Annotated in this window: 22 protein-coding genes; 9 read left to right on the top strand and 13 right to left on the bottom strand. The window is 36.8% G+C overall.

What is annotated here, in order from left to right:
• Positions 1 to 194 precede the first annotated feature (194 nt).
• From L6469_RS10030 to L6469_RS10005, 6 genes are read left to right on the top strand one after another with little or no spacing between them, the layout of a single operon-like run.
• Complete coding sequence (locus L6469_RS10030; RefSeq protein ID WP_006281298.1) at positions 195 to 782, top strand: serine acetyltransferase; 588 nt, start codon at positions 195 to 197, stop codon at positions 780 to 782.
• Between the two features lie 13 nt (positions 783 to 795).
• On the top strand, positions 796 to 2,241 hold the full coding sequence (locus L6469_RS10025; protein ID WP_006281299.1) for a lipopolysaccharide biosynthesis protein: 1,446 nt from the start codon (positions 796 to 798) through the stop codon (positions 2,239 to 2,241).
• Positions 2,238 to 3,152, top strand: a complete 915-nt coding sequence (locus L6469_RS10020) for a beta-1,6-N-acetylglucosaminyltransferase (RefSeq protein WP_006281300.1) — start codon at positions 2,238 to 2,240, stop codon at positions 3,150 to 3,152. Before L6469_RS10025 ends, L6469_RS10020 begins: the two co-directional genes overlap by 4 nt.
• Positions 3,153 to 3,164: 12 nt before the next feature.
• A complete protein-coding gene (locus L6469_RS10015) occupies positions 3,165 to 4,178 on the top strand; it encodes a galactofuranosyltransferase (RefSeq protein ID WP_006281301.1) in 1,014 nt (337 codons plus the stop codon).
• 10 nt (positions 4,179 to 4,188) lie between these two features.
• Positions 4,189 to 4,905 carry an IspD/TarI family cytidylyltransferase gene (locus tag L6469_RS10010; RefSeq protein WP_006281302.1) on the top strand — a complete coding sequence of 239 codons (717 nt, stop codon included), beginning with the start codon at positions 4,189 to 4,191 and terminating at the stop codon, positions 4,903 to 4,905.
• Positions 4,893 to 5,924 carry an NAD-dependent epimerase/dehydratase family protein gene (locus L6469_RS10005; protein WP_006281303.1) on the top strand — a complete coding sequence of 344 codons (1,032 nt, stop codon included), beginning with the start codon at positions 4,893 to 4,895 and terminating at the stop codon, positions 5,922 to 5,924. The genes L6469_RS10010 and L6469_RS10005 overlap by 13 nt, the downstream gene beginning before the upstream one ends.
• Here L6469_RS10005 and L6469_RS10000 read toward each other — a convergent pair.
• Positions 5,921 to 6,739: a LicD family protein gene (locus L6469_RS10000; protein ID WP_006281304.1), complete on the bottom strand. Its 819-nt coding sequence runs from the start codon at positions 6,737 to 6,739 to the stop codon at positions 5,921 to 5,923. The two genes, L6469_RS10005 and L6469_RS10000, sit on opposite strands and share 4 nt — an antisense overlap.
• Positions 6,736 to 8,097, bottom strand: coding sequence for a DUF6080 domain-containing protein (locus L6469_RS09995; RefSeq protein ID WP_006281305.1), 1,362 nt, complete (start codon positions 8,095 to 8,097; stop codon positions 6,736 to 6,738). The genes L6469_RS10000 and L6469_RS09995 overlap by 4 nt, the downstream gene beginning before the upstream one ends.
• Positions 8,098 to 8,215: 118 nt before the next feature.
• On the opposite strand from L6469_RS09995, the gene L6469_RS09990 reads away from it, so the two are divergent.
• Positions 8,216 to 9,238: a hypothetical protein gene (locus tag L6469_RS09990; RefSeq protein WP_006281306.1), complete on the top strand. Its 1,023-nt coding sequence runs from the start codon at positions 8,216 to 8,218 to the stop codon at positions 9,236 to 9,238.
• On the opposite strand, the gene L6469_RS09985 is transcribed toward L6469_RS09990, so the two are convergent.
• Genes L6469_RS09985 through L6469_RS09935 form a run of 11 tightly spaced genes read right to left on the bottom strand, consistent with a single transcriptional unit; the run spans position 9,235 to position 19,877 of the window.
• Positions 9,235 to 10,482, bottom strand: coding sequence for a DUF6080 domain-containing protein (locus L6469_RS09985; RefSeq protein ID WP_027453094.1), 1,248 nt, complete (start codon positions 10,480 to 10,482; stop codon positions 9,235 to 9,237). The two genes, L6469_RS09990 and L6469_RS09985, sit on opposite strands and share 4 nt — an antisense overlap.
• Complete coding sequence (locus L6469_RS09980) at positions 10,482 to 11,918, bottom strand: DUF6080 domain-containing protein (RefSeq protein WP_006281308.1); 1,437 nt, start codon at positions 11,916 to 11,918, stop codon at positions 10,482 to 10,484. Before L6469_RS09980 ends, L6469_RS09985 begins: the two co-directional genes overlap by 1 nt.
• A gap of 10 nt (positions 11,919 to 11,928) precedes the next feature.
• Positions 11,929 to 12,366: a GtrA family protein gene (locus L6469_RS09975; protein WP_006281309.1), complete on the bottom strand. Its 438-nt coding sequence runs from the start codon at positions 12,364 to 12,366 to the stop codon at positions 11,929 to 11,931.
• Positions 12,332 to 12,937 (bottom strand): HAD family hydrolase, encoded by a 606-nt coding sequence (locus L6469_RS09970; protein WP_006281310.1) that lies wholly within the window; start codon positions 12,935 to 12,937, stop codon positions 12,332 to 12,334. The genes L6469_RS09975 and L6469_RS09970 overlap by 35 nt, the downstream gene beginning before the upstream one ends.
• A 4-nt stretch (positions 12,938 to 12,941) precedes the next feature.
• On the bottom strand, positions 12,942 to 13,859 hold the full coding sequence (locus L6469_RS09965) for a decaprenyl-phosphate phosphoribosyltransferase (protein WP_006281311.1): 918 nt from the start codon (positions 13,857 to 13,859) through the stop codon (positions 12,942 to 12,944).
• On the bottom strand, positions 13,847 to 14,860 hold the full coding sequence (locus L6469_RS09960; protein ID WP_006281312.1) for an acyltransferase family protein: 1,014 nt from the start codon (positions 14,858 to 14,860) through the stop codon (positions 13,847 to 13,849). The genes L6469_RS09965 and L6469_RS09960 overlap by 13 nt, the downstream gene beginning before the upstream one ends.
• A 3-nt stretch (positions 14,861 to 14,863) precedes the next feature.
• Positions 14,864 to 15,934, bottom strand: a complete 1,071-nt coding sequence (locus L6469_RS09955) for an acyltransferase family protein (RefSeq protein ID WP_006281313.1) — start codon at positions 15,932 to 15,934, stop codon at positions 14,864 to 14,866.
• 2 nt (positions 15,935 to 15,936) lie between these two features.
• Complete coding sequence (locus tag L6469_RS09950; RefSeq protein WP_006281314.1) at positions 15,937 to 17,814, bottom strand: sulfatase-like hydrolase/transferase; 1,878 nt, start codon at positions 17,812 to 17,814, stop codon at positions 15,937 to 15,939.
• 10 nt (positions 17,815 to 17,824) lie between these two features.
• Complete coding sequence (gene nadD / locus L6469_RS09945; RefSeq protein WP_006281315.1) at positions 17,825 to 18,406, bottom strand: nicotinate (nicotinamide) nucleotide adenylyltransferase; 582 nt, start codon at positions 18,404 to 18,406, stop codon at positions 17,825 to 17,827.
• A 16-nt stretch (positions 18,407 to 18,422) separates the two neighbouring features.
• Complete coding sequence (gene gmk / locus L6469_RS09940; protein ID WP_006281316.1) at positions 18,423 to 18,998, bottom strand: guanylate kinase; 576 nt, start codon at positions 18,996 to 18,998, stop codon at positions 18,423 to 18,425.
• Between the two features lie 3 nt (positions 18,999 to 19,001).
• Positions 19,002 to 19,877: a YicC/YloC family endoribonuclease gene (locus L6469_RS09935; RefSeq protein ID WP_006281317.1), complete on the bottom strand. Its 876-nt coding sequence runs from the start codon at positions 19,875 to 19,877 to the stop codon at positions 19,002 to 19,004.
• 89 nt (positions 19,878 to 19,966) lie between these two features.
• Here L6469_RS09935 and tsaB point away from each other — a divergent pair, with 89 nt between their 5' ends.
• Both tsaB and L6469_RS09925 read left to right on the top strand, forming a co-directional pair.
• Positions 19,967 to 20,659: a tRNA (adenosine(37)-N6)-threonylcarbamoyltransferase complex dimerization subunit type 1 TsaB gene (gene tsaB, locus L6469_RS09930; RefSeq protein ID WP_006281318.1), complete on the top strand. Its 693-nt coding sequence runs from the start codon at positions 19,967 to 19,969 to the stop codon at positions 20,657 to 20,659.
• A gap of 19 nt (positions 20,660 to 20,678) precedes the next feature.
• Positions 20,679 to 21,275, top strand: coding sequence for a DUF4290 domain-containing protein (locus L6469_RS09925; RefSeq protein ID WP_006281319.1), 597 nt, complete (start codon positions 20,679 to 20,681; stop codon positions 21,273 to 21,275).
• The last annotated feature ends 1 nt before the right edge of the window (position 21,276 follow it).

Raw genomic sequence — 21,276 nt, 5'->3', positions numbered from 1 at the left:
GAAGACTCTAAGATGCATCTTCACAATTCAGAGTGCAAAAGTACATATTTTATTTGAAATAACCCTTCTACACATTCTTTAGAAAAAGACGTTTTAAATACTATTAACAATATTATGATTATTTAAGCAACTATACACACAACGTAAGTGATACATTTTAAGTATCTTTGCACACATAATCAGTATAAAAATATATGAACCCTATTACTCAAACGATTATATTATCAGCTTCAGCACTACGTCTGATTCCACATATAGGACATTACATGGCTCATCATAAGTTGTTTGACAATGATTTAAGACAGGTACAAGATAAAAAGGCTACTGTATTAAACTTTATCAAAGCGATGACCCGCGAAAAGACTTTCAGAAATCTCTTTTATTATCGCATGGGGGAATATTTAAGCATATTTATCAAATGGCTGTGTCCACCCGAGACAAGTCTGCATATTTGGTGTCCATCCATTGGTGAAGGAGCTCATTTCGAACATAATTATTCTACCTATTTAAATGCAGAAAGCATTGGCAAAAATTTCTATTGCCTACAATTGGTCACTTTAGGAACAAACCATCATAATGGCGAGGAAGGAAGACCTACAATTGGTGATGATGTGAAGATTATGACAGGAGCAATTGTTATTGGCCCTATCCATATTGGCAATAGAGTCACGATTGGAGCTGGTAGTATAGTTCTCAAAGATGTGCCTGATGGGTGTACAGTAGTGGGTAATCCTGCTAAAATAATTAAACAGGAACAACCAGAACAGGAAAAAGATTCGTAATTTTGCAAACATTATGTCGGAAACATTAAAAGAGAAAACAGCTAAAGGTATGTTTTGGGGAGGAATGAACAATGGCATACAGCAATTGATCGGACTTGTCTACGGAATCATACTAGCACGACTTGTTGCTAAATCTGACTTTGGTGTTATGGCAATGATTAATATTTTCCCATTAGTTGCCAATGCTCTCAAAGAAAGTGGATTTACAGCAGCATTAGCCAATCTTAAAAATCCTACCCATCGTGACTATAATTCTGTTTTTTGGTTTAATATCATTATAGGCTTCTCTGCCTACATTATACTATTCTTCTGTGCACCACTCATTGCTGAATATTATCATAACCAGGATATTGTAGCACTTTGCCGTTATTCTTTCATCTCGATACTGCTCTCTAGTTTTGCAACAGCTCAGTCTGCTTACCTTTTCAAAAACTTAAAAGCCAAACAAATCGCAAAATCAGGAATGGCAGCTATTATTATATCAAGCATTATTGGAAGCATAATGGCTTTTCTAGAATTCGGCTATTGGGCTTTGGCCACACAGGGAATTACCTTTGTTGGAACAGATACACTTCTGAAGTGGCACTATTCCTCATGGCGACCAACATGGAACTTTGATTTCGAGCCTGTCAAAAGCATGTTTCGCTTTTCTTTTAAAATTCTAGCTACTAATATTATAAACCAGATTAACAATAATATCCTAAACATATTATTAGGTAGGCACTACTCGAAAGTTGAAACAGGAGTATATAACCAAGCATATAATTGGAACTTTAAATGTTTCTCTCTTGTACAAGGCATGATTCAACAAGTAGCGCAACCCGTTTTGGCCGATTTAAACGGAGAAGAAGACCGACAACTCAAGGCTTTCCGCAAGATGATGCGCTTTACCTGTTTTCTGACTTTTCCTATGCTACTTGGTTTTGGATTAGTATCTCGCGAATTTATTATCATTACCATTACAGAGGAATGGGTAGCCAGTGCCGAACTACTACAAATACTTTGTATCAGTGGTGCAATACTTCCACTATGTACATTAATGTCAAATTTGGTCATCAGTAAGGGGAAATCAGGTATCAATTTTTGGGTAACCATTTCACTGGGTCTTGCCCAAATTATCACTATGGCCCTGATTTGGCCTTATGGCATCCATACTATGGTTGTCTCTTATGTGGGGCTCAATCTATTATGGCTTTTCATCTGGCATTTTTTTACAAGCAAATTGATTCACTATAACATTTTTCTATTTTTAAAGGATATCATGCCGTTTGCACTCAGTGCTACAGTTGTCATGATAATTACTTATTATTTAACAAGAAACATCGAGAATCTATATATATTACTGGGAGCACGTATTCTAATAGCAGCATTACTCTATTTTGCCGTTATGAAAATAGCACGGGTAAAAATACTCGATGAATGTTTATCTTTCGTACACTCTAAATTCACAAAACTATGAAATTAGCCTTTCTCATATCCGCCCATAAGGATGCCAAGCATCTTAGAGACTTGATAACCAGTTTACCCAAAGGCTCTGAATTTTTCATCCATATTGATGCCAAGAGCAACATTAGGAATTTTGAAGAAAAGGTATATGGTGACAACATACACTTTATTAAACATCGAGTTAATGTAGTATGGGGAAGCATCAACGAGGTAGAATATCAGATGGAGTTAATCCGCGCAGCTTTATATGAATGCCAAGCAGACTATCTTATAACAATGAGTGGCATGGACTATCCTGTTTGGAGCAACCGTGCCATTTTGGATTACTTCCACAAAGCAAAAGAAGAAGAAAGAGAAATACTACAAGGGATATCCATGCTACACCAAGGAAAACAAGCACAGGAATATCGCCATTTTAGATTTTTCACATCAAAACCTTGGAAAAATGGAAGTATTAAAAATAAATTTCGTGTAGCGCTAAGACATATGGTTGCAGCCACCCCTATACGCAAAACCCTACACATTCACTGTCCAGGAAAGACCTACACTTTATACAAAGGAGCAGCTTGGTGGGCCATCACTCCTAAATTAGCAAAATATATCTTGGACGAATGGGATTATAATAAGCATCTTGTAAACTATTTCAAGACTAGTTTTTGTCCTGCAGAAACTTTTATACAGACCGTTGCCTTTAACTCTGATTTCGCTTCACATTGTATGATTGAAGAAGGAAAATATCAAAGTTTGGAAGCTATTACCCCATTAACATACATTCATTATCATCCAGTAATTAAAATTCTAACAGAAGAAGACTATCCAAAGATCAAGGAATCGAATAAGATGTTTTGTCGAAAAGTCATCTCCAAAACAAGCTATAAGCTCATGGATTTGATTGATAACGACAGAAATAAGGAAGAAGCATAAATATAAAAAAGCATGAAGATATTAATCAACCAAATGCCCAAATTAGTAAAGAAGTCATTCATATATGCTTTCGGAAAAGCAAGGGCCGATATCAATACTGCATTTACAGAATGTGGATATCCTGTGGAAAATGTAGAATGTGTATTCTACAAATTTCCATTTAGAACAAGTTTGAACATCTTATTCCAATATCTCAAATTAGTTCGTAAATACAAAGGACAACACGAATATATATTTCAATATCCGGTATCTTGCGACAAAGTTTTTCTGACAATAATAAAATACCTCCACGCCAAAGGCAACAAGGTAACTATTCTCATTCACGATATTCAAACTTTCAGATATCGACAAAATCATGAAAAGGAAATTGCGTGGCTAAACTCGGCAGATCGCATTATCGTGCACACAGAGGCCATGCAAGCTATCCTTCAAAAAAATGGAGTTCACACACCTATGGATATTCTGCATCTTTTTGACTATTATTCAGACGACGATTTTCTTCAAGAAAAAGAGATGCTATCTCATCGGAACGAAGTGGTCTTTGCAGGTAACTTAGCGAAATCTCAATTTCTACCAGCATTATATAAAATGCCAGTACAGAAAATTAGTTTCAACTTATTTGGTAACAAGGATAACTTAGACCTTTCATCCTTTGCTCATATTAACTACGGAGGAATTTTCAATAGCGACCATACTGGAAAGATAAAAGGCGGTTGGGGATTAGTCTGGGATGGAAAATCCATTGATACTTGCAATGGTCCCTTAGGAGAATACCTAAGTTATAACCTTCCACATAAACTATCGCTATACCTAGCAGCTGGACTCCCCGTTATCGTATGGAAAGGATCAGCTGTAGCACCCTTTATCGTACAGCATAAACTTGGTATAGCTGTCAATAGTATACAAGAAATTGAAAACATTATATTACATACTTCAGAAGAAACTTACCTGAATTATATCTATAACTGCAGACGACAGGGAAAGATTCTGAGAAGTGGTGGAATGATTAAAAAATTAATACAATAAACCAAGCCATATGAATTATGCACTTATTATAGCTGGAGGATCTGGCAACAGAATGGGTCAAGATATCCCTAAACAATTCATGCACGTAGACAACTGTCCTATCATTATTCATACCCTGATGGCCTTCCAAAAACATCCTGATATACAAGGCATTGCTGTGGTATGTCTAGCAGGATGGGAAACGGTTTTACAATCGTATGCCAACCAGTTTAATATAACTAAGCTAAAATGGGTATTCCCAGGAGGCGATAATGGACAGCAATCCATTCACAATGGCATATTCGGGTTAAAGGAACAAGGATGTAGTGAAGACGATTTGGTACTCATTCACGATGCCGTTAGACCATTAATATCACAAGACATCATCTCTTCCAACATTGCCATCTGCCAAAAATACGGAAATGCCATTACCGGTATACAATGTAGAGAAGCGATTTTAGAGAGTGCAGACGGCTTTACCACAAATCGAAGCATACCTAGAGACCAACTTATTCGCACACAGACGCCTCAAACTTTTCGCTTAGGAGATATTATCCAGGCACACCAGGAAGCTATAGAACGTGGTATCACAAATTCGGTTGCTTCATGTACACTATATGCTGAGCTTGGTGGCAAAGAGATGCATATCGTTGCTGGCTCTGAAAAAAATATCAAAATAACAACTATTGAAGACCTTGAGATTCTTAAAGCTCTTATGCAAATTAGACCTGAATCATGGCTCAAATAACACCTTATCAAAAAGATATTCTCTCATTATTCCATCAAGGAAACTTTCTTGCCTCATTAAATACTGGAAATATCCTTGTGGCTGGTGCAACTGGCCTTATCGGAAGCTGTATCATAGACATTTTGATGGCTAACCCTGACAAGGGCTATCACGTATATGCCGCCGGCAGAAATCGAAAAAGAGCACAGGATAAGTTTAGTCTCTATTGGGAAGATGAGTATTTCTCATTTATCGAAATGGATGTAACCCAACCTTTACAAGGAGACATCACATTCGATTATATCATCGATGCAGCCAGCAATGCTAGTCCAAACTTTTTTAAAACATCTCCCGTTGAGGTTATATTATCCAATATCAATGGTGTATCCCACTTGGCAAATTATGGAAAAAACCATGGACTTCAACGAATGGTTTATATTTCTTCTGGTGAAATCTACGGAGAAGGAAATGGACAAGAATTTAATGAGAAAGATAGTGGATATGTTGACTGTGCTTCATTACGTGCTTGCTACCCGTCTTCTAAAAGAGCGGCAGAGACTCTGTGTGTGGCTTACGCAGAAGAATACCATATCGATATCGTAATTGCACGTTTATGCCATACTTATGGACCTGGATTTACAGAATCGGACAATCGTGTATATGCTCAGTTCATTCGTAACGTACTTCAAAATGAAGATATCGTTTTGAAAAGTAAGGGGCTACAATATCGCTCTTGGCTGTATGTTATCGATGCAGCTCACGCAATACTACAACTTTTACTGAACGGGAAAAACAAAAATGCCTATAATGTTGCCAACGAGAATTCAAATATAACAATTCGACAATTGGCAGAACTAATAGCAGAAAGCACAGGACACCGAGTTATCTTTGATATTCCGAATGATGCTCTACAAGGAAACACAACACCTATAACCAAAGCTTCATTCAATACATCAAAGATTCAGGCAATTGGATGGAAACCACTCTTCAATATAAAAGAAGGAATCAACCATACCATAGAATCTGTCAAGAAGGTTTAATCCTTCTTGACAAGTTCTGGTTGAATATAGACCGAATGAAATTTCCGCTTTTCCACAGGAGGAATTTCCATATAGTTACGATAAATATTTTTGAGATACTGATCAGGATTATGTGGTGCTGAAAATTCCAAGCCTTCAAACTTGATTACTGAAACTGGCAATACCTGATCACGCTCATGGGTTATACCATATCCATTGATAATCGGTATATTAGCATAACGCTTAGACTTCACCAAGCAACAAGCTAAATTCCAAAGCCCCGTATATAGATAATATTGAGCACCAAACCAGAAGAATTCAGCAAAAGAGCGCAAAGAATATCGATGCAAATGATGAAGAATAGAATTACTTTTAGAAATACCTTTTGCTAGTTTTTTTATCATAGACTTAGATATCCCAGGATGTTTCGTAAACGGAAATATATCGACATAGATACCTTTTAGATAATCGGATTCAAAATTATCACCATGTTCAATATATAAGGAGTTTAAATCACGCACCTTTACTATAGGCTCTTTTGATGACGGATCATTCCGGGGAGACTGAATGGCCAAATGTGCGGGTAATTCACGAGCAGCAATTTCTTCAAACTTCAACATATCATCATAGCCCATAGCGATATCAATATCGTCATCCCAAGGAATAAAGCCTCCATGCCTTACAGCCCCAAGCAACGTACCACCATCCAACCAATAATCTAGATGATGACGCTTACAAATTTTATCAATTTCCTGTAAAATGCTCAACTGCTTCAACTGGCAGGCACGCAAGTTTTCTTGACTATAGGCTCTTAAGTTTTCGTGAAAATCCATCATAACGTCAACATATACTTAGTAATCAAAACAATATTATAAACAGCCATATAGCTTGTCAAAATACCAACTAATAATCTAACTATCTTACTAGCCTTATTTTTTTCATTGAAGCGCTGGAATAGAAAGCTGATGGCTATCGGAATAATAAACAGCCAATGACATCCCATAATATAAACTTCATTCAGTCCAAATCCCAAAACAAAATGCAAACCAGTTTCAACAGAGATCCATGATAATACCATTAACATAAACTTATCTCGGATACCAACAACTAAGCCCGCCAAAAATAAACAGATAATTAAACCTTCCAGTACATAATTAATCCACCATTTGTAATGCACGACAGAAGGACGCCCAAGGTAAATATCTTTCAACAACCATTCTTGGTGCAAAATGATAGATTCGCCAAAGAAATTTTCAATAGCGGCCTGTCCACGAGGTGCTGATAAATCAGACCATTTCAACATTCCCTTATCTGCGAAATGTTCACCATTAATCTTCTTTTGGAAGGCCTTTACCTGCTTACTTTTCTCTGCCAATTCTGGATTTTTTTTGATTTTTTCAGCTTCTATCTTACGACCTTTTTCTTCGCGAGGTATAACATAGTTCTCATGTTGATAATAATAGGCGCCATAGAGTAAAGAAGCTGGAACAACTAGAACTAATAATACATTTTTCCAATGAAATGTACGCTTACCATCCACAAACCACACTGCAAGCAAAGTCTTAAAACCATTGGTTAAGGTTACACCTGCTGTAAGCACGAAAAGAATAGCCGCTTTATACCATTTATAAGGAGTATGATTTCGAATGTGCATACCTGCACTATACAATGTAAAAGTCAACAAAAATAGTGAGAATATAAAATGATCTGGCGACATCGAAGAAGTCAATATCGTAGCAAAAGAGAACATCATTGCTACCAGCAAATTACTATCTTTTTTAGATAATGCTAAAACTTCTCTAAAAACACGGTACATAAAGACCACCGAATAACAAGCTGCTATCATAATCAATACTGTCATAATGAGGATAGCCGCATTGAAATTATCGGTCAACTCCATGATACCTTTATTTAAACCATAAAAAGGGTAATAAAAAAGGGATATCAAAGGATGACGAGATAACACATAGAATACATCCCATTTATAAATCGTCATATACGCATAAGGATCATAACCTGATAATAACAGCTTATTATTATACAGACTCCAAGCACCTACTAAACCACCCCTGGTAAAATCATCAAAATGTACATATAGCATGAGCGCATTTAAGAAAGCAAAAACTAACCCAGCTATAACAACCAATCTTTTTTCTTCTTTTTTTATTCCGAATATTTTAAACGGATTTAACATGCCTTTTATTTTAAACAATTTTGACGCAAAAATAGTTATTTTTGACGATACAAACAATTTATTGCTATACTTTTTGCGAACATCCTAGAAAATCCCTACTTTTGCATAAAAGAACTATATGAAACAACCAGCCAAAATCGATATTGCCGTTTTAATGCTTTTTTTTAACCGTTCTGAATCTTTTGAAAAAGTATTCAAAGAGGTTAAGAAAGCTAAGCCAACCCGTCTATTTTTGTACCAGGATGGGCCTAGGAACAAGAACGATATGCCAGGTATCCTTGCCTGTCGTGAAATAGTAAAAGACGAGAATATCGATTGGGAGTGTCAAGTGGAACGACACTATTGCGAAAAGAATCAAGGATGTGACCCTTCTGGATACCTTTCACACAAATGGGCTTTTTCCATGGCTGATAAATGTATCATACTCGAAGATGATGTTGTTCCATCTCAATCCTTCTTTCCTTTTTGCAAGGAGATGCTAGATAAGTATGAAAACGATAACCGCATCACCATGGTCTGTGGTTTCAATGAAGATGAAATCAGTCCCAACATTCGGGAAGACTATTTTTTTACGTCCGTCTTTGCTATTTGGGGATGGGCTTCTTGGAAAAGAGTAATCGACCAATGGGATAACAGTTATTCTTTTTTACAAGACCAACAAACGGTACACCAATTAGAAACACTTATTAAAGAACGCCATTTTCGAGCTGATTTTATGAAAATGTGCCAAGATCATGCACATAGTGGAAAACCTTACTTTGAAAGTATTTTCTGGTCGACCATGCTTCTAAATCATGGTCTAGCCATCATGCCTACGAAAAATCTTATTACGAATATAGGTGCAACCACTGACTCCACTCATTATTCGGCCTTGCGAACTATGCCAAAAGCACTTCGTTTCATCTTTTCCATGAAACAATTTGAACTAGATTTTCCCTTGCGACATCCTAAATATATTATTGAAAATATCGATTATAAACATAGTCTATATCGAAGAAACGGTTGGGGACACCCTGTACTGAAAATTGCGCGTTCATTGGAAGAATTGGTTCTCAACTTGAAATATGGCAACTTCAGTTTTATCCGAAAATCTATTGGAAAACGAATCTGTAAATGGCTAGGCAAAAGTAGACATACCTAAAAGCGCAAAGGCCATGTCAAGTAATGATACAACAGATACCCATGATATAGCCATAGATACAAGGTTATAACAAGCATAAATCCAAAGATAGTCCATTGCGCCCGAGATGGCAGATGACGATACAAATAACCTATTCCTATTGGGATAACGTACACCCAATGGCAGGCCATAATATACACTTCATTAAGGCCAAAGCCTAGTACAAAATGTAAGATTGTAGTATACAGCAAAATTACACTAAGTATCCATCCACATCGTTGTTTTCTACCCAACCAAAGTCCCCAAACAAATAGCATACAGAGTATTGCTTCCACCACATATTGCAGCATCCAGGAATAGCGCACTATAACAGGTCTTCTAACCAGTACATCACCCAACAAATATTGCCGATGTAACTGAATAGACTCTCCTAAAAAATTCTCAACAACTATATCTGTATAAGATGCATATTGATATACATCCTTCATCTGTTGCTGCACGGGATTACCCCACTCTCCCAAACCGTATTTTAAACTCAAACCAGTAATCATTAATAAAAATGTAGGCAACAGAAAAACAGGTATCCAAAAGCGGGGAGAGAAAGTAGATTTTCCATTAGTTATAAGAACTATAAACGCCACGATGATGCCATTACTTAGAGTTACACCGGCTGTCAAAACAAAAAGGATAGCAGCCTCAACTACACCAAAGGAAGTCTGCTGCTTTATTTTGCGACCACTTCGATACAAGGTGAGTAAAAGTAAGAACAAGGAAATGGCAAAATGATCTGGTACCAAGATTGCCACAAGAATATAAGCACACCCAAAGAAAAAATAAGTTAGGGTAATAGCAAATATTCGCTTGATTCCTATTTGTTCTACCAATATCCGATAAAGAAAAATATAGCTATAACAAGACAATACTATTAAGAGTACCCCTATTAGCAGTTGACAGCAATTTACCCCCGTTATCCACCACAACAACCGATTGAAAACATACAAAGGATACATCATCCAAGCCAATAAGGGATGTCGAATAACATCATATCCCTGATGCCAGTCAGTAAGCACACTATAGGTAATTGGATCAAAACCAGACATGTGAAAATTATTCATAAACACATCCCAATTGTGTGCATCATAATCAGCAAAAAGTACAAAAAACTTACTGATTATCAAACTGTGAAAAAAGATAATAAGTAAGAGAAAAAGCAAACTAGGTATACGTTCGTCCGCTTTCAATTGAAAGATACGAATAGCCTTCATCATCTCAAAAGATAACTGTTGAAAAGTATGCCGTTATACAGCAATAGAAATATTGTTAATGTCAGTACCAAAAGCCTGATCATAATGAGCACCTTGCCCGAGAGACGCTTAAAAAGATAACCTATAGCGATAGGTAAAATTATTAAATAATGAGGCGACATGATATACACCTCGTTGATGCCAAAACCAAGTACTACATGAATGAACACATCCATAGCAAAGAAACTGAAAGCTAACCAGAAATAGCGTTCACGAAAAGCACACAATATCCCCATGATAAACAAAAGGAAAATACAGATCTCTACACAATAATTACCTACCCATTTATACTCAACTATAACAGGCCGACGACTCAATACATCTTCTAAAAGATGGTCTTGATGTAATTGGATAGCTTCACCAAAGAAATTTTCGACCAAACTTTTACCACGCGGTGTCGTTATATCAGTCCATTGTGAAAATTCACCATGAGCAATAGGCTTACCCTGGTGCGCAAACATAGCCTTTTTATTTTTGCGTTCATTCTTTTTCTCTTGTTGCTCTGCAAGCAAATGTTCAAAGGCTTGTTTTTGAACCAATGTATCTTTGATATGGGTTGTATCCCTAAAAGCTTTCAGTAATTTTGTTCGTTCCTTCTTCACCTTTATAGCCTTCATCTCTTGTCGATGCAGAAAACGAGGTTTCTCATAATAGTTCCATTCCAATCGACTACCTATCCACAAACAAATTGCTGGCAACATAATCGCAAAAACTAGATTAGTGGGCTTCCAAAATTTCTTTCCATTTACAAAGAAGTTTGCTAAAAATACCTTAATGCCATTATTCAGGGATATACCACCAGTAACAAAAAATAAAATTATCGTCTGCCACTTGGTAAACGGTTTTCCACTTACCATTTTCACACCTGCTACATACAAAGTTAGTAACAACATAAACATAGACATGATAAAATGGTCAGGAACAACCGAAGCTATCATAATATATGCCATACTATACAAGAAAACAGACAATAAAATAGCATCCAAGTACTGTAACCCTAACAGCTCTCGCAAAATACGATAAAGAAAAAGAAATGCATAAAAAGCACAAAACAACAGAATCGCTCCTACTATAAATTGTACGCCATTATGACCTGTTAGCGCAATAACACCTTGATTAAGCTGATAAGGCAGATACATGAAGAAAGCTAACAACGGATGCCTATAAATATTATACTCTGTCCACCAATCAGAAACGACGGCATAGGTTAGTGGGTCAAAACCTGATACGTGGAATTTACTTACAAATAGCCTATGATAATTAGAATGAACTGTTATAAACTGATCTACATATTTATTGATGAATAAAATATGCCAAAAGAGTAGATACACAAGCATCACACAAGCTATACTCCGCTCTTCTAACTTAATTTTAAATATCGAGAAAAAGCTTTTCATGAGAATCCTATTATTTCTTCAAAAAGAATCTTACTAAGATAAAATTAGTTGGAACTGTTATGCAAAACATCGGAATCATAGCCACTTGTTTCGTTACACCTATTCCCACAAATAAATTAAGTATCAAAGTTTGCAAGGCATAATTAACGACATGCGAAAAAGCGAAACCTGCACCTCGTTTGGCACTAGCTTTCACTCTAAAGGTATAATGAGTACTTGCTATAAAATTAAACACAAAACTTATGAAATAGGCTATAGTATTGGCAATTGTAGCAACAACATTGTCACCCATATTTAACATTACTTGCTCCATCACATTTATTAGAAGCAAATAAATGAAGTACTGAATAGCAACAGCGATAACACCTACAACCCCAAAGCGAACAAGTTCACCAAGTTTCTGCTTCTTATCCTTATCGAAATGGTTTATAATGTCCTTGATCTGCATATTCTAACAATTCTTTATCTCCTCGACTATCGCCAAAAGCTTTTATTGAGTATGTTTGGCGTGGTTCATTTAATACCTGTTTTAATCGGTTCACCTTCTCCTGTCCATAACAATTGGGGGTGATGAAACGTCCTGTTAATTTTCCATCTCGCACTTCTAGTTTTGTACCTAACACCTGAAAGGAATCTTCAGCCGAAAAAATAGTAGAGAAAAAAGGGCGTACCCAGTTATCGATACTGGCACTAATTACCAAAATTTGATCTGCTTGTTTTTTTATAGACTGAAGATACTGAAACGCCTGAGGGCGGAAAAGAACATGTTTATCTCGAGCAAAATCATGGCACAGGGTATCAAAAGTCGTAAGCGACATGCCCTGAAAATAGAATGCAAATAATTGTTGCTTAGCCTTACCATTATCATACAAATGCAATTTCATCAAAACTAACAAAGGACTAAACAATAAGAGTCCAAATATAAAGCGGAATGTACCCTTACTATATTTGATGAATTCCAAAAGAGTATCCTTATAGGTCAGCGTACCATCGAAGTCAAAAACATATATACTTTTCATGTCACTAGAACACATAGATAATCAATAAGAAGGCTAATACCCAAGCTAATAATACACATTGGGTAAACCGATCGCGTAGAATAACCTTAGTAGGGTCACCACTCTTCTTATCCACGACCGAAACCTGAATATAACGCAATAATCCTACTAAAACAAATATGGATGTAAGATAAAGATAATCGGAGTGAAAATTTTGAATAACCTCAGGACTAACCGTATACATAATATAACATACTAAGGTAACCGAAGCCGTTATCGTTATTGCCTGGTTGATAAACGTAAGATTATAACGAATCGTATTCTTACGAGGTGCCTCTCCTGTTTTTTCCATTCGCAGAACATCATCACGACGTTTAGCAAAACTCATAAAGAGGGTAATGAGGAAGGTCATCAACACAATCCACTTACTAAGTACAACGCCAACCGCAAAGCCTCCGGCCAATAATCGAAGTACAAAACCAAAAGCTACAATACACACATCAATAATCGCATATTGTTTTAATTTAGCGCAATAAGCCAAATTGAGGAGCCAATAAAATAAGATGATACTACCTGTCTGATAAGCTGAAGCGATAGGATTAACACGTTCATTCGGAAGTAACAACAATAAAGACGATGCACTCATAGCCAACAAGAACATTAGTCCCATCAGTCCATAAGCTTGAGGAATCGTAATATCACCAGCAGCAATAGGACGTTTACACTTTACAGGATGACGTCTGTCATCTTCTACATCATAAATATCATTAAAACAATAAATAGAAGAAGCCGCAAAGCTATAGGCTAAAAAAGTAATAAGACCAGCTAATATAGAATTTGTCTGAAATATTACACCAGCAAAAAAAGCTGGACCAAAAACGAAGAAGTTTTTTATCCATTGCTTAGGTCTAATTAACTTAAATAATTGATTTATATTTTGCATAAACTTTGTAATTTCGAACTAATCCAAACTACTATTTTCATTAATATCCATGAAACCGGAAGGGTAATAGCTACACAAACCATAAATATTGGCCAGTATCCCCACGAATGTGGCAGATAATCGAGTACAAAATGAATATGTATCAAATAACACTCCAAACTAAGAGCTCCAATAAAAGCAAAACCCTTATTAACGCATTTTGGGGTACGTCTAAATACTCGATTCAATAACAATATTGTTGTTATAGTTAAAGGTATATACAACATACGCTCCACATAAAGTGGAAATGCTCCATGTAAATGCTGTTCAAGGAAAATACTCGACAACAGAGTCATCAAAAACATGAGCCATATCATCCAAATAGAGGCACCATCCATCGTCTGCTTCTGACGAACCATCTCTCCCATGTTTATTCCGATGAAAAATATAGGAACCCGACTCCAAAATATTTCCAAATGGCCTACTGCATGATGGATTGGTGTTACATATTGCACTAAAATACACCACATGATCATCGCAACAGGAAGCCAGCGATAGACAGGATGCTTTCTTATCAACTGCATGTAAGGAGGTGCAAACAAATATAACATCATTATAGCTGGAATGTACCAGAAATTCAACTCGTCATACAACCAAAAACCTATATTAAACGTTATTTCTCCGATAAGATAAGCCCATGCCTTAAAACTAGAACCATGAAAATGAGGAATATAATAGAGACTCGCAATAATAAGCCAAGCAGGATAAATACGAAGGAAACGACGTATATAAAAATGCTTATAAGATGGATTCTTTACCCATGAAAACCACAAACCTATACCACTCAGAAAAAGAAACATATCCACACCAACATTTCCCATTCTTCGCAATCCAAAGAATGCATCCCATCTAGGAAGACTGACATGAAACAGTATGATAAACAACATGGCTGCTCCCATCAATTCACCACGATACTTGCTGATGTTTGCTAGTTCTATATCCTTTATTTTAAGCATTGTCATGTATTATTTCGGTAATTTTTCCATTAATAAGTGAAATACCCATGCCAGACATAAACTGACTATCGCATAGATTAACAACCCCGTATACATATCACCGTTTCTGCTGATTACAATGAATATCTTACGTGTAATAGGATGGCTAACAAACAATGCTGCACTGATACTTCCCACCCAGTTTAAACGATTAAACAAAAAAGAAAAAATAGAAAAATGAGAAGCTAATGCTGTAAGCACCTTAACCATACCCACACTAAATGTGCAAACAAAAACTGGAACAAAATACCAAGTTTGATAGCTATAGCTGCCTGCTACGATAAGTATCGCTGAAACAACCACCATAATTGCATTTTGTTGAGTACTAAGCTGCTTACCAAAATGTGCATACAATAAGCCTAAGCCAAAAGGTAAAACACCTCCTATTGAGCTATAGCGGATATAATTTAAGGTTTCACCCTCCGGATCACAGAAGATCTGAGCTAACCAACAAACAACCATTGCTCCTACTGTCCATTTCCAACTACGACGATAAAGCAACAGACGATAAATGATATAGAGCTGCAGCATAAGACCAAAGAACCAATAAGGACCTGGCCAAATATGTCGGTCAGGATTTACCAAAAAGTTATTGACAAGACCTAATTGAGCAACAACATCTATTACACTATAATTCCACGGTCCTGGGGTTAGTCGATCTACCATGAGGAATGCAACAAAACCCACAATCATCATTTTGAATAACTTCATAAAATGATAACGTATAAATTGAAAAATGGAGTCATGGTGCTTTTCCAAATAAGCTGTACTTTCGTATTTACAAACTAGACCGTAAGCACTTAAGAAAAGGAATATAGGTACTCCATAATGCCCGAAGAAAGATAGCAGATGCATCAATATTTTTCCATCTGAATGCACCATTACTTGGGTAAACCAGTCTACATTATGCTGAAAATACTGATATTCGTTTTCTTTTACTATTGGATTGAGCCAATGACAATAGTTATGCAAGAATATGCCAATTATGGCTATTCCTCGTAAAACACTGCATTCACTTCTTGTAAGAAGTTCCTTTTTCATAGTTATTTCTTTTTCGTTGCTTGATCGCGTAACTTATCGTAGTCCGTAGTACCTTTCAGTATTCTTGGACGATTTTCATTATAATTTGGACTCAAAACATTATATTCTGCATGATAATCCTTGGCATGAATACCTCCCAAATACAATAACATATGAGGTAGAGCATCAGTCATAAACCTACGTTTTTTAGCTTCTATGATCTGCTTATAGATTTGCGGATGTCTATGCGAGAATTTAGGAGAACAGTAAATCCAAAATGGTATCTCAAACTCATATTTTGCCAAAGGATAATCGATAGATGAAGAATGATTTCTACAGATAAATCCACGATTCTCTTCATAACACTCCTCTCCATGATCAGGAACATATACTACAACCGCATCCTTTTTCCTGAATCGCTTGACAATCTGATTAACAATAGAGTCATTATAATAAATGGCATTGTCATAATGACTCAACACCTTACGTTGTCTATCGGTAAGTTCAGGCCGTTCCTCTTCATAACTAGAAGCCCAAAAATGACTTCTATCTTTTGGATAACGGTCTTTATAAGTAACATGCTGACCTATCAAGTGGAATATCACCAAATTATGGTGTATCGTATCTCGTCGTTTCTCTGCTAACTGTATTTTTCCCTCCTTTACAAAATTATCATAATCGGCGAGAAGCCCCTCATCATATTGATGCAGTTCTGTATTTCGTGTATCAAATTGAGCTTTATCCAATGTCGGATTATTTAAGAAAAAGCCACCACTAAAGTCGTATACAGCTTCTTTAGCTTTAGAAAGAAATTGATTCGTCAAAAAGGTTACATGATAACCCGCTTTACGAAACAACTCTGGGAACAATGGATAATCACACCATTCTCCTTTTTGTCCGACTACATGAAGAGAGAACATATTCTTAAATACGAAGCTCGTAAGATTCCAACACGTAACCACATCCGTAAATTTCACTAACTGCCCAGACTTTTCCAGTTCTACTTGCCTTGGAGTTGTGTCTTTGAAATAGCCATATTGCTGAGAATGATGTCTACTGTAACTTTCACCAATAATAAGAACTATCGTAGGAGAAGTATAATCACAGCTATCAACCTTGATTTTATCTGTAGCCGCTATTAATTGATCAATTTGTTGGGATGCTAGAGAATTAGCATAAATACTAAAGGCCAGTCGAGTTATTGGCACATATAATACAGCATGATCACGCTCTGTCAACGTATGTTCCACCTCTCCGATAGTACTTCCTGTCATCAATTTCCATGTTGCCACCTTATTATGCAGACTTGTGAACAAGCCACAAAACAAGAATATTACACTAGCCATACCAACATAAGGTGCTATCTGATCACGAATATCCTTCAGACGAGCTACAAAAAGCAGATACTCTCCATATGTTGACTTTTGCGCCTGACGATAAATATAAGGTAGCAAGGATACTATAATCTGCACAAGCAGTAACAATAAGATGAAACCTACCTCGCTAAATATAATATCCGGTGATACTAAAGATGAAATAAACTCACCAGCCTCACGGCTATTCGTTTCTCCGACAAGAAGCAACATCGACGGATTTAGGGTTGAATCAAAGTTTACATAACAGTAAACATCCGCCAAAGCTGTAAGATAAAGGATAACATAAATGATCTGTCTAAACCAGAAACGAATCCTTCTAGGAATAATCATCAAAGCCAGACACGTAATATACATATCAACAAAGAGTTCTAGATAAAGATTCGCATATAGAGAAGCTTTAGGTGGCGTCGTTATCCATGCACTCATCACACCTAAAAAATACATGAAAACAAATAGAGTTAAGTTTGCCTTGATAGGGACAAACAATCTATCAGAGAAATTCTTTAGCAAAGTCAAGATTTTCATAAGCACAGAGTTAATCTTTATAATATTCAATGACCTTATCATATATTTGATCTGGCACCAAACCTCGAACAGACAAACCTAATTTTACTTTTTCTCGTATTTCAGTGCTACTAATATCCAAAAGAGGGGTATTAACTATTTTCACACATGCAGGTAACGATTCGATATTCATTGGCGAATTTCTACGGGGATAAACAACCACTGGATAGCGATTGAGTATCTCCTCATAACCATACCAACGATCAAAAGCCACCCAATTGTCTGCCCCTATAAGTAATACAAATTCATACTGTGGATACGTAACTGAAAGATAACGTAAAGTATGAAGCATATAAGAAGGTCTTGCCAAGTGAAATTCCACATCACTTGCTTCCAGTCCTTCCTCGTCTTTCAAGGTTTCTTCGACCATTTCCAATCGCTTATCATCATCCAAAAGATTTGATGATTGCGCCTTAAACGGATTCAACGGAGACACAACAAACCACACTGCATCCAAATCTGCCAGTCGAAGAAGGGCTTTAGCCAACTTTACATGACCTACATGGATGGGGTTGAAACTGCCTCCGTAGATACCTATCCTTTTTGGATTCACTATTTATAGCTTATCGTTACTTCTCTAGAAACGCTTTAACCAAGTTAAAGGTTTCCTCCTCTGCCTTAGCCAAATCATCATTTACAATGATATGATCAAACTGAGATGCAAAAGTCATTTCATAATCAGCTTTTGCCAATCGCTGCTCAATGACTTCAGGAGCATCGGTTGCTCTCCCCTCAAGTCTTCTTCGCAACTCTTCTATAGATGGAGGCTGAATGAACACACTCAAAGCACGCTCACCATAAAATTTCTTGATATTGCATCCACCTTTTACATCTACATCAAAAACCACATTTTGACCCTGTTCTGTCTGTTTTTCTACCTGAGACTTCAAAGTGCCATAAAAACGATCTTGATAAACCTCCTCGTATTCCAAAAATTCATCACGAGAAATCTTTTCACGAAACTCCTCAGCTGTCAAGAAAAAATATTCTACACCATTTTTTTCTGTACCACGTGGAGCTCGAGATGTACAACTAATAGAAAAACCTAGATTAAGCTCTGGGTGTTCCTTCATCAAATATTGTACAATAGTACTCTTTCCAGAACCAGAAGGAGCACTAAAAATGACTAATTTTCCTGTTGCCATATTTTAGAGAGCATTTAATACTTGTTCCTTAATCTGCTCCAATTCATCTTTCATCTTAACAACGATGTTCTGCATCTCTGCCTGATTACTCTTAGAACCAGTTGTATTAATTTCTCGTCCCATTTCCTGAGCTATAAAACCAAGTTTCTTACCTACAGGCTCATCCTCATTCATGGTTTCACGGAAATAATTGAGATGGTTGGCCAAACGCTGTTTCTCTTCACTAATATCAAGCTTTTCGATATAGTAGATTAATTCTTGTTCTAAACGATTCTTATCATAATCTACTTCAGGTATTTGCTTTAGACCATCTACAATACGATCACGAATTTTCTCAACACGCGATTTTTCGAATGGTTCAATACTCTTCATTAGGCTCTCGATATTATCGATTTTCTCACTAAACTTCTTTTGTAAAGCCGCACCCTCCTGTTTACGGAAACTAATCAAATTATTGATAGCTTCTCGAATCGCTTGACAGGCAACAGCCCATTCTTCTTCTGAAAGTTCCTCTACATCAGCTTTAGAAGCGACATCTGGGAAACGAAGCAAAGTATAGAACCAATCCTGTGGCTCAGGAATACCTGTTTGAGCAGAAATTGATTTTATTTGTTGATAATAATTTTCGACAAGTTTTGTATTAATAGTAGAAGCGTCAGCATCTGCATTCTTTTCAATCCAAATAGAGAAGTCTACCTTACCACGTTTAAGGCTAGCAGCTACTTCCTTACGGATTTCCATTTCTTTTTCACGATAAATAGGGGCGATACGAGTTGAGAGGTCAAGCGACTTACTATTCAGTGACTTAATCTCAACATTAATTTTCTTTTCATTGTAGGTTACGACTGATTTACCGTAACCTGTCATTGACTGTATCATAATTACTTTCACGTTAAATTTCTGCAAAAGTACAAAAAAATGCGAGAAAAAACGTAAATTTGCACCTTATTTAAGAATAATATTTGTTTATGTCGTGTATATTAAACATTGAAACGAGTACCGATGTATGTTCTGTAGCTGTAAGTAACGACGCAGAATGCATCTTCAACAAAGAGGACCACAGTGGCCCTAACCACGCTGTCAACTTAGGCGTTTTTGTAGATGAAGCCTTATCTTTCATAGACAATCACGCCATCCCTTTGGATGCTGTTGCAGTGAGTTGCGGACCTGGTTCATATACAGGTCTTAGAATCGGTGTATCAATGGCCAAAGGTATTTGTTATGGTCGTAATGTAAAACTTATAGGCATTCCTACCTTGGAAATTCTTGCCGTCCCAGTACTTCTTCGCGAAATGGCAAGTGAAGAGAATGCTCTTCTTGTACCGATGCTCGATGCTAGAAGAATGGAAGTCTATGCTCAGATATATAACCGAGCTTTGAAAGAAATACGTCCAATTCAGGCTGACATCGTTGATAGCAACACTTATCAGGAATATCTCGACAAAGGACCAGTTTATTTCTTCGGTAATGGCGCTGCTAAATGCATGGAAACGATAAATCACCCTAACGCACACCTTGTGGAGCATATTGAGCCTCTGGCCAAATATATGTTCCCATTAGCTGAAAAACGCATAGCAGAGGGGAAATTTGAAGACGTTGCTTACTTCGTCCCATTTTATCTAAAGGATTTTGTAGCCAAAATGCCGAAAAAGTTGTTATAACATTGTACTAACAAGAATTATGAATATAGAAGGATTAGACTACAACACCCAACGGGAAAGACTTGTTTTACCTGAGTATGGTCGTGAAATACAAAACATGGTCAACTACTGCCTTACTCTGACCGACCGTCAAGAACGTCAGAATTGTGCAGAAAGCATTGTTGATATCATGGAGCGCATGATTCCGCAAAACCATACAGATGAGGACTATAAGCAGAAACTTTGGGATCATCTCGCCATAATGAGCAATTTTCAGCTAGACATAGATTATCCGTACGACGTAAGTCAAGCAGCTAGAATAGCCACCAAACCTGAACCTATGGAATACCCAGAGGACAGAAATCCTGTCCGACACTATGGAAAGATGCTGTTTGAAATCTTTGAACAGTTGAAAACGATGGAACCGGGGGAAGAACGCGATGAACTTATCCGTATTACTGCCAATCAGATGAAACGTAATCTGGTACAATGGAGTCATGGCAGTTGTGATGATGAAAAAGTAGCTGACGACTTAGCTCGCTATACTGATGGAAAAGTTCAATTGGATCTTGACCATTTCACATTCGACAAAATCACAGAACGTGAAAATGTAAGCAACAAAAAGAAGAAAAAATAAA

The sequence above is a fragment of the Segatella baroniae B14 genome (genome assembly GCF_022024235.1).
In the GTDB taxonomy this organism is placed as follows: Bacteria; Bacteroidota; Bacteroidia; order Bacteroidales; family Bacteroidaceae; genus Prevotella; species Prevotella bryantii.
This window is presented reverse-complemented; position numbering and strand designations above follow the sequence as displayed.